The sequence below is a fragment of the Streptomyces murinus genome (assembly GCF_002154555.1).
GTDB classification, from domain to species: Bacteria; Actinomycetota; Actinomycetes; order Streptomycetales; family Streptomycetaceae; genus Streptomyces; species Streptomyces murinus.
Genome location: NZ_MUNF01000564.1, coordinates 1 through 13235, shown reverse-complemented (window position 1 = coordinate 13235; position 13235 = coordinate 1). Strand labels below are relative to the sequence as shown.

Sequence of the window (13235 nt, the reverse complement as noted above, 5' to 3'; positions counted from 1 at the left end):
GGACGAAAAGCCCTCGCCCCCCGGCCCGGCCACTGCCCGGACCGGGGGCGAGGGCTTTTCGTCCTGTTCAGCCAGGTTCGCCGAGACGGGCGAGGCCGTCCAGGATGCGCCGCAGTCCGAAGGTGAAGGCGTGCTCGGGGTCGTACATTCCCTGGTGCGCCTCTCCCGCGGCGCGGCCGATACGTGCGGCGAGGGGGAAGCGGGCCGGATCGAAGACCTTGGCCAGGAGGGGTTCGTGCGCGGCCCACCACTGCTGGTCGGACAGCGCGCTGTCCCGGACGGCCGCCTGGGTGTCGAGGGCCGCGCGGGCGACGCAGTGGACGAAGCCGAGGAGGAGGGTGAGGGCCGCGCCCCTCTCCACGTCACCGAGGCCCGAGCCCTCGAACGCGGCCAGTTCGTGCTCGTACTTGGTCATGAGGCCGGGTCCCAGTGGTGGCCGCGCCGTGGACAGGGTCGCCACCCAGGGGTGGCGGGCGTACAGGTCCCGGTTCTCCCGCGCCACGGCCTCGACCCTGCTGCGCCATGGAGCGTCCGCCCTGGCGCCGCGCGGCATCGACAGATACACGGAGTCCAGCATGAGGTCGAGCAGCTCCGCCTTGCCCGGCACATAGGTGTAGAGCGTCATCGGGGTGACCCCCAGCCGCCCGGCGATGCCGCGCATGGTCAGGGCCTCAAGCCCGGCGGAGTCGGCGAGTTCGACGGCGACCCCGACGACGGCGTCGACCGACAGACCCTGCCGGGGGCCGCGCCGCGCCCCCTCGGCTCCGGGCTCGCGCCACAGCAGTTCCAGGATGTGCGCCGGGTCGCACGCGCCCCCGTGTTCCTTGCGCTCCCGGCCCGGCATCTGGGCTTCCGCGAGGCCATGGCCGCCGACGGCTTCGCCTCGCTGGTTCGCGAGGACACACCCGATGTGATCCTGCTGCGGCGCGGCACCGAGGTCCTGCCGGAAGGCGTCCGGGACCAGCCCGCCGCAGGCGTGATCATCGCGTTCACCGTGGACGATCTGGACGCCGAGTACGAGCGGCTGAAGAGCGAGGGCGCGCCCGTCACCATGCCGCTGCGCGAGGAGCCCTGGGACGAACGCCTCTTCCAGATCACCGACCCCAACGGCGTCGTCATCCAGCTCGTCGCCTGGGTCACCCCCGAACACGCGTGACGCAACGCCAGAACCCCCTCCGGCGCGAGGCGCTGGAGGGGGTTCTGGCGTGTGTCGCGGCGTCGGACGATCAGACCGCGGCCGTCGCCTGCTCACCCGTAGGCCCGGAGACGGACTCGCCCGCCCCGTCGGCCCGCGCGGCCTCCTCGGTGTCCGAGGCCGGGGCCTCGATCCCCGGCTTCGGCAGGACCATGTACAGCACGCCGGAGATCACGATCGTCGCGACCCAGCCGAGGCCGTACTCGCCGATGACGTTGTTCTTGGCCAGCGGGCCGGTGAACCAGTCCGAGGTGGTGAACAGCAGGCCCGAGACCAGGCCGATCGCCCACGCGGCCACGGCGGCGGGGGAGAAGCCGCCCTTGTACCAGTAGGCGCTGGTGCGCGTGGTGTCGGCCATGGCCCGGCCGTCGTACTCCGTGCGGCGGAACATGTCCGCGCCGAACACGCCGACCCACGCCGAGAACGCGACCGCGAGCAGGGACAGGAAGGCGATGAAGGAGCCCATGAAGCTCGTCGCCACCAGCATCAGCACCCCGCCGAACACCAGCGAGATCACCGCGTTGACCGACACCGCCCAGTGCCGCGGCACCTTGAAGCCGAGGGTCTGCGCGGTGAAGCCCGCCGAGTACATCGACATCGAGTTGATCAGCAGCATGCCGACCAGCGCGATGAGCAGGTACGGCACCGCGATCCACGTCGGCAGGATCTTGCCCAGGAAGGACACCGGGTCGGCGGCCGAGGCCAGGTCCGGGGTGGCGACCGCCATCACCGCGCCCATCAGGACCATCGGCAGCACGACCACACCGGCGCCGCCGACCGCCGTACCCACGATCGCCTTCGAGGAGGCCGTGCGCGGCAGATAGCGGGTGAAGTCCGGGGCCGTCGGGATCCAGCTGACGCCACCGGCCGCGATCATGCCGATGCCGGTGATCACCGCGGCCGTGGAACCGGCGCTGTGGTCCATCACCTTCGACCAGTCCGTCTTCACCGCCAGGTAGACGAGGACCAGCACCGAGAAGGCGCCGAAGAAGTAGGTGGCGTACTTGTTGCACTTCTGCACGGCGTTGATGCCGAGCCCGGAGATCGCGAAGGTCGCCACCACGAACACCAGCAGCGTCACCATGTCCAGGACGCTGTTCGCCTTGATGCCGAACACGATGTCCAGGATGGAGAGCATGGCGTAGGCGCCGGTCACCGCGTTGATCGTCTCCCAGCCCCAGCGGGCCACCCAGATCAGCGAACCCGGCAGCAGGTTGCCCCGCTGCCCGAACACCGCGCGGGACAGCGCCATGCCCGGCGCCCCGCCCCGCTTGCCCGCGATGCCGATCAGGCCGACGAGGCCGTACGACACGACGGGCGCCGCCACCGCGACGACCAGCGCCTGCCAGATGTTCAGGTGGTACGCCACGACGAGGCTCGCGCCCATCGTCAGCAGCAGCACGCTGATGTTGGCGCCGACCCAGGTCGGGAACAGCTCACGGGTCCGGCCGGTCCGCTCGTGGTCCGGGACCTGCTCGATGCCACGGGTCTCGAGAGCGCCTTCGGTCTCGACGGTTTTGCTCATGGGGAAGGGTGCCCTAGAGGTGGGGGGAAGGGGACGGTCGGACTCTACGCGCGTCAACGCAGCCCGGACCATCGTACTTTGCTCCGACTCCTCGCCAAACGTGGCGTTTGTCTCTCGGAGGAAGGCACAAGCCCCCTCCCGGCGGAACCCATGGCCGATACTGGGGGGCGTTATGGAAACCATCATCCTTGCTGTAGTCATCGCCGTGGTCGTGCTCGGCGCGCTCGGCGGGCTGATCGTGGGCACCCGACGCCGGAAGTCGCTGCCCCCGCCGCCCCCGAAGGCGCCCGACATCACCGCGCCCCCGGCCGAGCCGCACGTCGGCGAAGAGGCCGAGACGCCGCGCGACGAACCGCGCCGGACGATCGAGGAGGTGGATCTCCCGGGCGGCCCGCCGGTCGCCGTCGAAGAGCCTCCCGTCCCCACCGTCGAGGCTCCGGAGATCGAGATCCCGGAGCCCACCGCGGGCCGGCTGGTCCGGCTCCGCACCCGTCTGTCCCGCTCCCAGAACGCCCTCGGCAAGGGCCTGCTCACGCTGCTCTCGCGCGAGCACCTGGACGACGACACCTGGGAGGAGATCGAGGACACCCTGCTCACCGCCGACGTCGGTGTGCAGCCCACCCAGGAACTGGTCGACAGCCTGCGCGAGCGCGTCAAGGTGCTCGGCACCCGCACCCCCGAGGAGCTGCGCGGCCTGCTGCGCGAGGAGCTGCTCAAGCTGGTCGGCACCGATGTCGACCGCACCGTGAAGACCGAGCCCGCCGACCGCAAGCCGGGCATCGTGATGGTCGTCGGCGTCAACGGCACCGGCAAGACCACCACCACCGGCAAGCTCGCCCGCGTCCTGGTCGCCGACGGCCGCACCGTGGTGCTCGGCGCCGCCGACACCTTCCGTGCCGCCGCCGCCGACCAGCTCCAGACCTGGGGCGAGCGGGTCGGCGCCTACACCGTGCGCGGTCCCGAGGGCGGCGACCCCGCCTCCGTGGCCTTCGACTCGGTGAAGGAGGGCAAGGAGATGGGGGTCGACGTCGTCCTCATCGACACCGCGGGACGGCTGCACACCAAGACCGGTCTCATGGACGAGCTGGGCAAGGTCAAGCGCGTGGTCGAGAAGCACGCGCCGCTGGACGAGGTGCTGCTGGTCCTGGACGCCACCACCGGGCAGAACGGCCTGGTGCAGGCCCGGGTGTTCGCCGAGGTCGTGGACATCACCGGCATCGTGCTGACCAAGCTGGACGGCACCGCCAAGGGCGGCATCGTGGTCGCCGTCCAGCGCGAGCTGGGCGTCCCGGTCAAGCTGATCGGGCTCGGCGAGGGCGCGGACGACCTGGCGCCGTTCGAGCCGGAGGCGTTCGTGGACGCGCTGATCGGAGACTGATCGTCGCCGGATCATCACCTGACATGAAGAAGTGCCCGCCCTCAAGGTGCAGTTGAGGACGGGCACTTCGCTTTCTCCGGCCGCCTGCCCCGGAGGGGACGCCCCTACGACCGCCACCGCGACCGGTGCGCCACATACGCCAGCGTCCCCAGCAGCAGCCGGGCCGCCGGGGGGCGGGTCGCGGAATCGAGGGCGGGCGGGCGCAGCCAGCGCACCGGACCCCGGCCGCCCCGGTCGCAGGGCGGCGCGGTGATGTACGTACCGGACCCGAGGCCGCGCAGATCAAGGGCGCGCGGGTCGTCCCAGCCCATGCGGTACAGCAGCCGGGGCAGCTCGGCCGCGGCGCCCGGGGCCACGAAGAAATGGGCCCGGCCCTCGGGGGTCACGGCCACCGGACCCAGCGGCAGACCCATCCGCTCCAGCCGGACCAGGGCCCGCCGGCCGGCCGGTTCGGAGACCTCCACGATGTCGAAGGCGCGGCCCACCGGCAGCAGCACCGAGGCACCCGGGCACTCCGCCCACGCCTTGGCCACATCGTCCAGCGTGGCCCCGGCCGGCACCTCGGGCGCGAAGTCGAGCGGATGCGCGCCCGGCTCCGGACAGTCCTCGAACCCGCAGGAGCAGGCGCCCGCCGCGGCCCGCGCGCCCGGCACCACGTCCCAGCCCCACAGCCCGGTGAACTCGGCGACGGCGGTGCACTCCGCGGACCGGCCGCGCCGACGCGTGCCGGAGCGGATCTCGCGAATGCCGCCGATCGTGAAGCCCATGCCCCCTCCAACGGGTCCAGCGCGCCGGTGGTTACGACACGGAACGAGACGGAAGCGGAACGTAACGCTACGGCTCCGACCGCCCTCGTCGTGACGGAACCGGGGCGGCGCTTTGAAGCATGCCGGGTGGCGCGTCGGGATCCACGCGCCCCTTTGTGCATCACTCCGCCCGCCTCCGTTCGTCCTGTGTCAAGTGAATCGCGTGCGACGGAACGGGAGTTCATTCGAAGGGGTGGCGAATGGTGGCGTTTCTCTGATCCGCGTGGCTGAGCCGGTGATCACGGGGTTACTGTGAGTGTGCGGAATCCTCGGGGCACATGCACTCCCGGGTATGCCGGGGGCAACCCGAAGGCGACTCGGCGGTAACCCGAAAGGGGCCCGAGAACGGCTCGGTATCGCGTTCGAAGGCTGAGAACCGGGGGACGCCGGACCGTATTTACCGGCATTCTGATAGGGCTTGGCGCACTCAGGCGGCAAGAGGTCTCAGGGATGGGGGCGTTCCAGTGGGCGGCAATGGCGGAAGCGGGACAAACGCTGACAAGCGCCCCAATGAGCTGCTCGGCTCGTGGTTCGTGCGCAGCGGCTGGTCCAAGGGTGAGCTGGCCCGCCAAGTGAACCGCAGGGCACGCCAGTTGGGCGCCAACCACATCTCCACCGACACCTCGCGGGTGCGCCGCTGGCTGGACGGAGAGAATCCGCGCGAACCGATCCCGCGCATCCTCTCCGAACTGTTCTCCGAGCGCTTCGGCTGCGTGGTCTCCATCGAGGACCTGGGCCTGCGCGCCGCCCGCCAGTCGACCGCCGCCTCCGGTGTCGACCTGCCCTGGACCGGTCCGCAGACCGTCGCCCAGCTCGGCGAGTTCTCCCGCAGCGACCTGATGCTCGCCCGGCGCGGCTTCCTCGGCACCTCCCTCGCGCTGTCCGCGGGCCCCTCCCTGATCGAGCCCATGCAGCGCTGGCTGGTGCCCACCCCCGGCGCCCCGGCCGCGCCCGTCCCCGAGTCCGCCTTCGACTCCCGCAGGCCCGGCCGCCTGTCCAAGCCGGAGCTGGAGCTGCTGGAGTCCACCACCCGGATGTTCCGCCAGTGGGACGCCCAGTGCGGCGGCGGACTGCGCCGCAAGGCCGTCGTCGGCCAGCTGCACGAGGTCACCGACCTGCTCCAGGAACCCCAGCCCGAGGCCACCACCCGCAAGCTCTTCAAGGTCGCCGCCGAACTGGCCGAACTGGCCGGCTGGATGTCGTACGACGTCGGGCTCCAGCCCACCGCGCAGAAGTACTTCGTCCTCGCGCTGCACGCCGCCAAGGAGGCGGGGGACCGGCCGCTCGGCTCGTACATCCTCTCCAGCATGAGCCGCCAGATGATCCACCTCGGCCGGCCGGACGACGCCCTGGAGCTGATCCACCTCGCCCAGTACGGCAGCCGCGACTGCGCGGGACCGCGCACCCAGTCCATGCTGTATGCGATGGAGGCCCGCGCCTACGCCAACATGGGCCAGCCCGGCCGCACCAAGCGCGCGGTGCGCATGGCCGAGGACACCTTCTCCGAGGCCGACGAGTGGGACGAGCCGGACCCCGACTGGATCCGCTTCTTCTCCGAGGCCGAGCTGTACGCGGAGAACTCCCACTCCTTCCGCGACCTCGCCTACAGCGCGGGCCGCAGCCCCGCCTACGCCTCCCTCGCCGAGCCGCTGATGCGCCGCGCGGTGGACCTGTTCGCCAAGGACAGCGAGCACCAGCGGTCGTACGCGCTCAATCTGATCGGCATGGCCACCGTGCATCTGCTCCAGGACGAGCCCGAGGCCGGCACCGAGTTCGCCTCGCGGGCGATGACCGTGGCCAAGAAGGTCCGCTCCGAGCGCGTGAACACCCGTATCCGAAAGACGGTCGGCACAGCAGTGCGCGACCACGGCGAGCTCGCCGCCGTGATCGACCTCGCCGAACAGCTCGCCGTCGACCTCCCCGAGTCCGAGGCCGTCTGACCCGGACCGCACCCCCAAAACCCCGGCCGCGGCCGGACCTCCCGAACCGCCCGACTCGGCTCCCCCAACGCCAGGTCATCGAGAGGCCCGCGCCGCGGCCGGTTCATGGGCACGTAACACACAGGTCGTCTTCGTCACCCCGGTGAAACAACGAGTGGCTTCCGTGGAAACGGTGCTACGTCAGTCTCTGGCGCATACCGGCCCCCCACCCCACCGGACCGCCGAGGCACCGCCCGCACGGGGCGCCCCGATCGACGAGGAGACGCCGATGGCCCCAGCCATCATGCTTGCGGCGGACGCACCCAAGCTGTCGTCCGCCAACACAGGCTTCATGCTCATTGCTTCCGCCCTGGTGCTGCTCATGACCCCGGGCCTGGCCTTCTTCTACGGAGGCATGGTCCGCGTCAAGAGCACCCTGAACATGCTGATGATGAGCTTCATCAGCATGGGCATCGTCACCATTTTGTGGGTGCTCTACGGCTTCTCGATGAGCTTCGGTACGGACCACGGCTCACTGATCGGCTGGACCTCCGACTTCGTCGGCTGGACCGGCATCGGCAAGATGGACCTGTGGCCCGGTTACACCATTCCGGTCTTCGTCTTCGCCGTCTTCCAGATGATGTTCGCGATCATCACACCGGCCCTCATCAGCGGCGCCCTCGCCGACCGGGTGAAATTCAGCGCCTGGGCCGTCTTCCTCGTGCTGTGGGTCACCATCGTCTACTTCCCTGTCGCCCACTGGGTCTGGGGCACCGGCGGCTGGGCCTACGAACTGGGCGTGATCGACTTCGCCGGTGGTACGGCGGTCCACATCAACGCGGGCGCCGCCGCCCTCGGCGTCATCCTCGTCATCGGCAAGCGCGTCGGCTTCAAGAAGGACCCGATGCGCCCGCACAGCCTGCCCCTGGTCATGCTCGGCGCCGGTCTGCTGTGGTTCGGCTGGTTCGGCTTCAACGCCGGCTCCTGGCTCGGCAACGACGACGGCGTCGGCCCCCTGATGTTCGTCAACACCCAGATCGCCACCGCCGCCGCCATGCTCGCCTGGCTCGGCTACGAGAAGATCCGGCACGGCGCCTGCACCACCCTCGGCGCCGCCTCCGGCGCGGTCGCCGGCCTCGTCGCCATCACCCCCTCCGGCGGCGCGGTCACCCCGCTCGGCGCGATCGCGGTCGGCGCCATCGCCGGTGTCGCCTGCGCCGCGGCCGTCGGACTGAAGTTCCGCTTCGGCTACGACGACTCCCTCGACGTCGTCGGCGTCCACATGGTCGGCGGCATCATCGGCTCCCTGCTGATCGGCTTCTTCGCCAGCGGGACGGGCCAGTCCACCGCCACCGGCGTCTTCTACGGCGACCACTCCTTCACCCAGCTGTGGAAGCAGTGCGCGGGCGTCGGCGGTGTCCTCGCCTACTCCCTGATCGTCTCCGCGATCCTCGCCTTCCTCCTCGACAAGACCATCGGGATGCGCGTCACCCAGGACGAGGAGGTCTCCGGCATCGACCGCGCCGAGCACGCCGAGAGCGCCTACGACTACAGCGGCGCCGGCGGCGGTGTCCTCGGCTCCGCCCTCTCCGCCGCGGCCGGCGCGGCCGGGAAGCAGTCGGAGAATCAGGGCGACAAGAAGAGCGGGAAGCAGACCAAGAAGGTGGACGCATGAAGCTCATCACGGCCGTCGTCAAGCCGTACCGGCTCGACGAGATCAAGGAGGCCCTTCAGTCCTTCGGCGTCCATGGACTGACGGTCACCGAGGCCAGCGGCTACGGTCGGCAGCGGGGCCACACCGAGGTCTACCGCGGCGCGGAGTACACCGTCGACCTGGTCCCCAAGATCCGCATCGAGGTCCTCACCGAGGACGACGACGCCGAGGAACTGATCGAGGCCATCGTCAAGGCCGCCCGCACCGGCAAGATCGGCGACGGCAAGGTCTGGTCGGTCCCGGTCGAGACCGCCGTACGCGTCCGCACCGGGGAACGCGGCCCGGACGCCCTCTGAGATCAGCCCTGGAACCGAGATCAGCCCTGGAACACCGGAACGGAACGGGAGTCGCTGGGTGACGGGAACGGATGAGCGGACATCGGCCGAGAGCCCCGAACCCGGCGGCTACGCGGCGGCCCGGCTGCGCCTCCTCACCGAGGGGGCGCGGACCGGGCCGCCGCGCCGCGCCGCCCTGGCCGAACTGACCGACGACTGGCTCGCCGGACTCTTCACCGCCGGTGCGGGCCGGCCGCAGGGCATCTCGGGCATCTCCCTCGTCGCCGTCGGCGGCTACGGCCGCGGCGAGCTGTCCCCGCGCAGCGACCTGGACCTCCTGCTGCTGCACGACGGCTCCGACCCCACCGCGGTCGCCGCCCTTGCCGACCGCCTCTGGTACCCCGTCTGGGACCTCGGCCTCGATCTCGACCACTCCGTACGCACCCTCGCCGAGGCCCGCAGGACCGCAGGCGAGGACCTCAAGGTCCAGCTCGGCCTGCTGGACGCCCGGCACCTCGCGGGCGACCTCGGCCTGACCGCGGGACTGCGCACCGCCGTGCTCGCCGACTGGCGCAACCAGGCCCCCAAACGGCTGCCCGAGCTGAAAGAGCTGTGCGACGAACGCGCCGAACGCCAGGGCGAGCTGCGGTTCCTCCTGGAACCCGACCTCAAGGAGGCCCGCGGCGGACTGCGCGACGCCACCGCACTGCGCGCCGTCGCCGCCTCCTGGCTCGCCGACGCCCCCCGCGAGGGCCTGGCCGAGGCCCGCCGCACCCTGCTCGACGTCCGCGACGCCCTCCATCTGAGCACCGGCCGCGCCACCGACCGGCTCGCCCTCCAGGAACAGGACCAGGTCGCGGCCGAACTGGGCCTGCTCGACGCCGATGTCCTGCTCCGGCAGGTCTACGAGGCGGCCGGCGTCATCTCCTACGCCGCGGACGTCACCTGGCGCGAGGTGGGCCGCGTGCTGCGCTCGCGCGCCGTACGACCGCGCCTGCGCGCCATGTTGGGCGGCGGCAAGCAGGTCGCCGAGCGGTCCCCGCTGGCCGAGGGCGTGGTCGAACAGGACGGCGAGGTGGTGCTCGCCCGCGCCGCACGCCCCGAACGCGACCCCGTGCTTCCGCTGCGCGCCGCGGCCGCCGCCGCCCAGGCCGGCCTCCCGCTCTCCCCGTACGCCGTACGACGCCTGGCCGCGGCCGCCCGCCCGCTGCCCACGCCCTGGCCCGCCGAGGCCCGCGAGGAACTGGTCACCCTGCTCGGCTCCGGCCGCCCCACCGTCGAGGTCTGGGAGGCGCTGGAGGCCGAGGGACTGATCAGCAGGCTGCTCCCGGACTGGGAACGGGTCCGGTGCCGCCCCCAGCGCAACGCCGTGCACATCTGGACCGTCGACCGTCATCTCATCGAGACCGCCGTCCGCGCCGCCGCCCTCACCCGCCATGTGCACCGCCCCGACCTCCTCCTGGTCGGAGCCCTGCTGCACGACATCGGCAAGGGCTGGCCGGGCGACCACTCGGTGGCCGGCGAGATCATCGCCAAGGACGTCGCCACCCGTATCGGCTTCGACGCCGAGGACGCCGCCGTCCTGGCGACGCTGGTCCGCCACCACCTCCTGCTGATCGACACGGCCACCCGCCGTGACCTGGACGACCCCGCCACCGTCCGCTCCGTCGCCGACGCCGTCGGCACCCAGGGCACCCTGGAACTCCTGCACGCCCTCACCGAGGCCGACGCCCTCGCCACCGGCCCCGCCGCCTGGTCCTCCTGGCGCGGCTCCCTCGTCGCCGACCTGGTCCGCCGCGTCGGCGCCCTGCTCGCCGGGGACCTCCCGGACGAGCCCGCGCCCACCGCGCCCACCGCCGAGCAGGAACGCCTGGCCATCGAGGCGTTCCGCACCGGCGGCCCGGTCCTCGCCCTGCGCGCCCGCAGCGAGCCGGTACCCACCGAGGAGACGCCCGGCGCGCCCGAGCCCCTCGGCGTCGAGCTGCTCATCGCCGTACCCGACCAGAGCGCCGTGCTGCCCGCCGTCGCCGGTGTCCTCGCCGTGCACCGGCTCACCGTCCGCACCGCCGAGCTGCGCACCCTGCGACTGCCCCAGGACGTGCACGGGGACGGCTCGGTGCTGCTGCTCGACTGGCGGGTCGCCGCCGAGTACGGCTCGCTGCCCGAGGCCGCCCGGCTGCGCGCCGACCTGGTCCGCGCCCTGGACGGCTCCCTCGACATCGGGGGCCGCCTCGCCGAGCGCGACGCCGCCTATCCGAGGCGCCGCGGCCTGCTCGCCCCGCCGCCCCGGGTGACGGTCGCCCCCGCCGCCTCCCACCACGCCACGGTGATCGAGGTCCGCGCCCAGGACGCCCCCGGCCTGCTGCACCGCATCGGCATGGCCCTGGAGAAGGCGGGCGTCCGGGTCCGCAGCATGCATGTCTCGACCCTGGGCGCCAACGCCGTCGACGCCTTCTACGTGACGACCGGCGCGGGCGAGCCGCTGCCCGAGCAGGACGCCGGGTCGGTGGCGAGGGTGCTGGAGGAGACGCTGCGGGCGCAGTGACGGACACCGGATGCGACGGGCGGGGACTGATGACCTGCCGGGCCGGATACCCTGGAGGGCAGCCCAGATCCCTCCGACCCCGAGGACCGACGCCACCGTGTTCGATACCCTCTCCGACCGCCTCAGCGCGACTTTCAAAAACCTCCGCGGCAAGGGCCGGTTGTCCGAGGCGGACATCGACGCCACGGCACGCGAGATCCGCATCGCGCTCCTCGAAGCGGACGTGGCCCTTCCGGTCGTCCGTACGTTCATCAAGAACGTCAAGGAACGTGCCCTCGGCGCCGAGGTCTCCAAGGCGCTGAACCCCGCCCAGCAGATCCTGAAGATCGTCAATGACGAGCTCGTCACCATCCTCGGTGGCGAGACCCGGCGCCTGCGCTTCGCCAAGCAGCCGCCCACCGTGATCATGCTCGCGGGTCTCCAGGGTGCCGGTAAGACCACCCTCGCGGGCAAGCTCGGCCGCTGGCTCAAGGAGCAGGGCCACTCCCCGCTGCTCGTCGCCTGTGACCTCCAGCGCCCCAACGCCGTCAACCAGCTCAGCGTCGTCGCCGAGCGCGCGGGCGTCGCCGTGTACGCGCCGGAGCCGGGCAACGGCGTCGGCGACCCGGTCAAGGTCGCCAAGGACTCCATCGAGTTCGCGAAGACCCGCGTCCACGACATCGTGATCGTGGACACCGCCGGCCGTCTCGGCATCGACCAGGAGATGATGCAGCAGGCCGCGGACATCCGCGACGCCGTCTCCCCGGACGAGATCCTCTTCGTCGTCGACGCGATGATCGGCCAGGACGCCGTCAACACGGCCGAGGCGTTCCGCGACGGCGTCGGCTTCGACGGTGTCGTCCTGTCCAAGCTCGACGGTGACGCCCGCGGTGGTGCCGCGCTGTCCATCCGGCAGATCACCGGCAAGCCGATCATGTTCGCGTCGAACGGCGAGAAGCTCGATGAGTTCGACGCGTTCCACCCGGACCGGATGGCCTCCCGCATCCTCGACATGGGTGACCTGCTCACCCTGATCGAGCAGGCGGAGAAGACCTTCAGCCAGGAAGAGGCCGCCAAGATGGCCTCCAAGCTGGCGTCCAAGAAGGGCCAGGACTTCACCCTGGACGACTTCCTGTCCCAGATGGAACAGGTCAGGAAGATGGGCTCGATCTCCAAGCTGCTCGGCATGCTGCCGGGCATGGGGCAGATCAAGGACCAGATCCAGAACATCGACGAGCGCGACGTCGACCGCACCGCCGCGATCATCAAGTCGATGACCCCGGGCGAGCGCCAGGACCCGACGATCATCAACGGCTCCCGCCGCGCCCGTATCGCCAAGGGTTCCGGCGTCGAGGTCAGCGCGGTGAAGGGCCTGGTCGAGCGGTTCTTCGAGGCCCGCAAGATGATGTCCCGGATGGCCCAGGGCGGCGGGATGCCGGGCATGCCGGGGATCCCGGGCATGGGCGGCGGCCCCGGCCGGCAGAAGAAGCAGCAGAAGAAGGCCAAGGGCAAGCAGCGCTCCGGCAACCCGATGAAGCGCAAGCAGCAGGAGCTGGAGGACGCCCAGCGCCGCGAGGCCGCGGCCCAGGGCGGCAACGCCTTCCAGCTGCCCCAGCAGGGCGCCGAGGAGTTCGAGCTGCCGGACGAGTTCAAGAAGTTCATGGGCTGACGGTCGTACGACACGGTCGTATGACATGACGGCTGTACGGCTTGTCGTACGACCGTGAAGGGCGCCTCCTCTCCGAGGGGGCGCCCTTCATCATGTGCCGTGTTCCGATATCTGCCTTAACGTCCCTATATGAGCAACGCGCCGCCCCCGCGCCAGGACCCGGAGCAGCCGTGGCGCGCCGAGGGAACTCCCGAAGGGCCCCGGCGGTCCGGTGGGGGAGGGCTTCGGGG

The 13235-nt window shown here is 71.4% G+C and carries 10 protein-coding genes; 7 read left to right on the top strand and 3 right to left on the bottom strand.

What is annotated here, in order from left to right; translation table 11 throughout:
• Nucleotides 1–67: 67 nt before the first annotated feature.
• Nucleotides 68–844 (bottom strand): TetR/AcrR family transcriptional regulator, encoded by a 777-nt coding sequence (locus tag CCN72_RS29770; RefSeq protein WP_086811085.1) that lies wholly within the window; start codon nt 842–844, stop codon nt 68–70.
• 18 nt (nt 845–862) lie between these two features.
• On the opposite strand from CCN72_RS29770, the gene CCN72_RS29765 reads away from it, so the two are divergent.
• Nucleotides 863–1156, top strand: a complete 294-nt coding sequence (locus CCN72_RS29765; RefSeq protein ID WP_086811084.1) for a VOC family protein — start codon at nt 863–865, stop codon at nt 1154–1156.
• 70 nt (nt 1157–1226) lie between these two features.
• On the opposite strand, the gene CCN72_RS29760 is transcribed toward CCN72_RS29765, so the two are convergent.
• Entirely contained in the window at nt 1227–2720 is a 1494-nt protein-coding gene (locus CCN72_RS29760; RefSeq protein WP_244174542.1) for a cytosine permease, read from the bottom strand.
• Nucleotides 2721–2892: 172 nt separating this feature from the next.
• On the opposite strand from CCN72_RS29760, the gene ftsY reads away from it, so the two are divergent.
• Complete coding sequence (gene ftsY, locus CCN72_RS29755; protein WP_037654582.1) at nt 2893–4098, top strand: signal recognition particle-docking protein FtsY; 1206 nt, start codon at nt 2893–2895, stop codon at nt 4096–4098.
• Nucleotides 4099–4202: 104 nt separating this feature from the next.
• Here the strand turns inward: ftsY and CCN72_RS29750 are convergent, their stop codons facing one another.
• Entirely contained in the window at nt 4203–4865 is a 663-nt protein-coding gene (locus CCN72_RS29750; protein ID WP_086811082.1) for a bifunctional DNA primase/polymerase, read from the bottom strand.
• A gap of 503 nt (nt 4866–5368) precedes the next feature.
• Between CCN72_RS29750 and nsdA the strand changes: the two genes are divergently transcribed.
• The 5 genes from nsdA (at nt 5369) to ffh (ending at nt 13005) form a co-directional block, all read left to right on the top strand.
• Nucleotides 5369–6844: a transcriptional repressor NsdA gene (gene nsdA, locus CCN72_RS29745; RefSeq protein WP_086811080.1), complete on the top strand. Its 1476-nt coding sequence runs from the start codon at nt 5369–5371 to the stop codon at nt 6842–6844.
• Between the two features lie 268 nt (nt 6845–7112).
• Nucleotides 7113–8498 (top strand): ammonium transporter, encoded by a 1386-nt coding sequence (locus CCN72_RS29740; protein ID WP_086811078.1) that lies wholly within the window; start codon nt 7113–7115, stop codon nt 8496–8498.
• The gene (locus CCN72_RS29735; RefSeq protein WP_085566762.1) at nt 8495–8833 is read left to right on the top strand and encodes a P-II family nitrogen regulator; all 339 of its coding nucleotides are present in this window, start codon (nt 8495–8497) and stop codon (nt 8831–8833) included. The genes CCN72_RS29740 and CCN72_RS29735 overlap by 4 nt, the downstream gene beginning before the upstream one ends.
• A 58-nt stretch (nt 8834–8891) precedes the next feature.
• Nucleotides 8892–11357 carry a [protein-PII] uridylyltransferase gene (locus CCN72_RS29730; protein ID WP_086811077.1) on the top strand — a complete coding sequence of 822 codons (2466 nt, stop codon included), beginning with the start codon at nt 8892–8894 and terminating at the stop codon, nt 11355–11357.
• Nucleotides 11358–11454: 97 nt separating this feature from the next.
• Entirely contained in the window at nt 11455–13005 is a 1551-nt protein-coding gene (gene ffh, locus CCN72_RS29725; protein ID WP_086811076.1) for a signal recognition particle protein, read from the top strand.
• Nucleotides 13006–13235 lie beyond the last annotated feature (230 nt).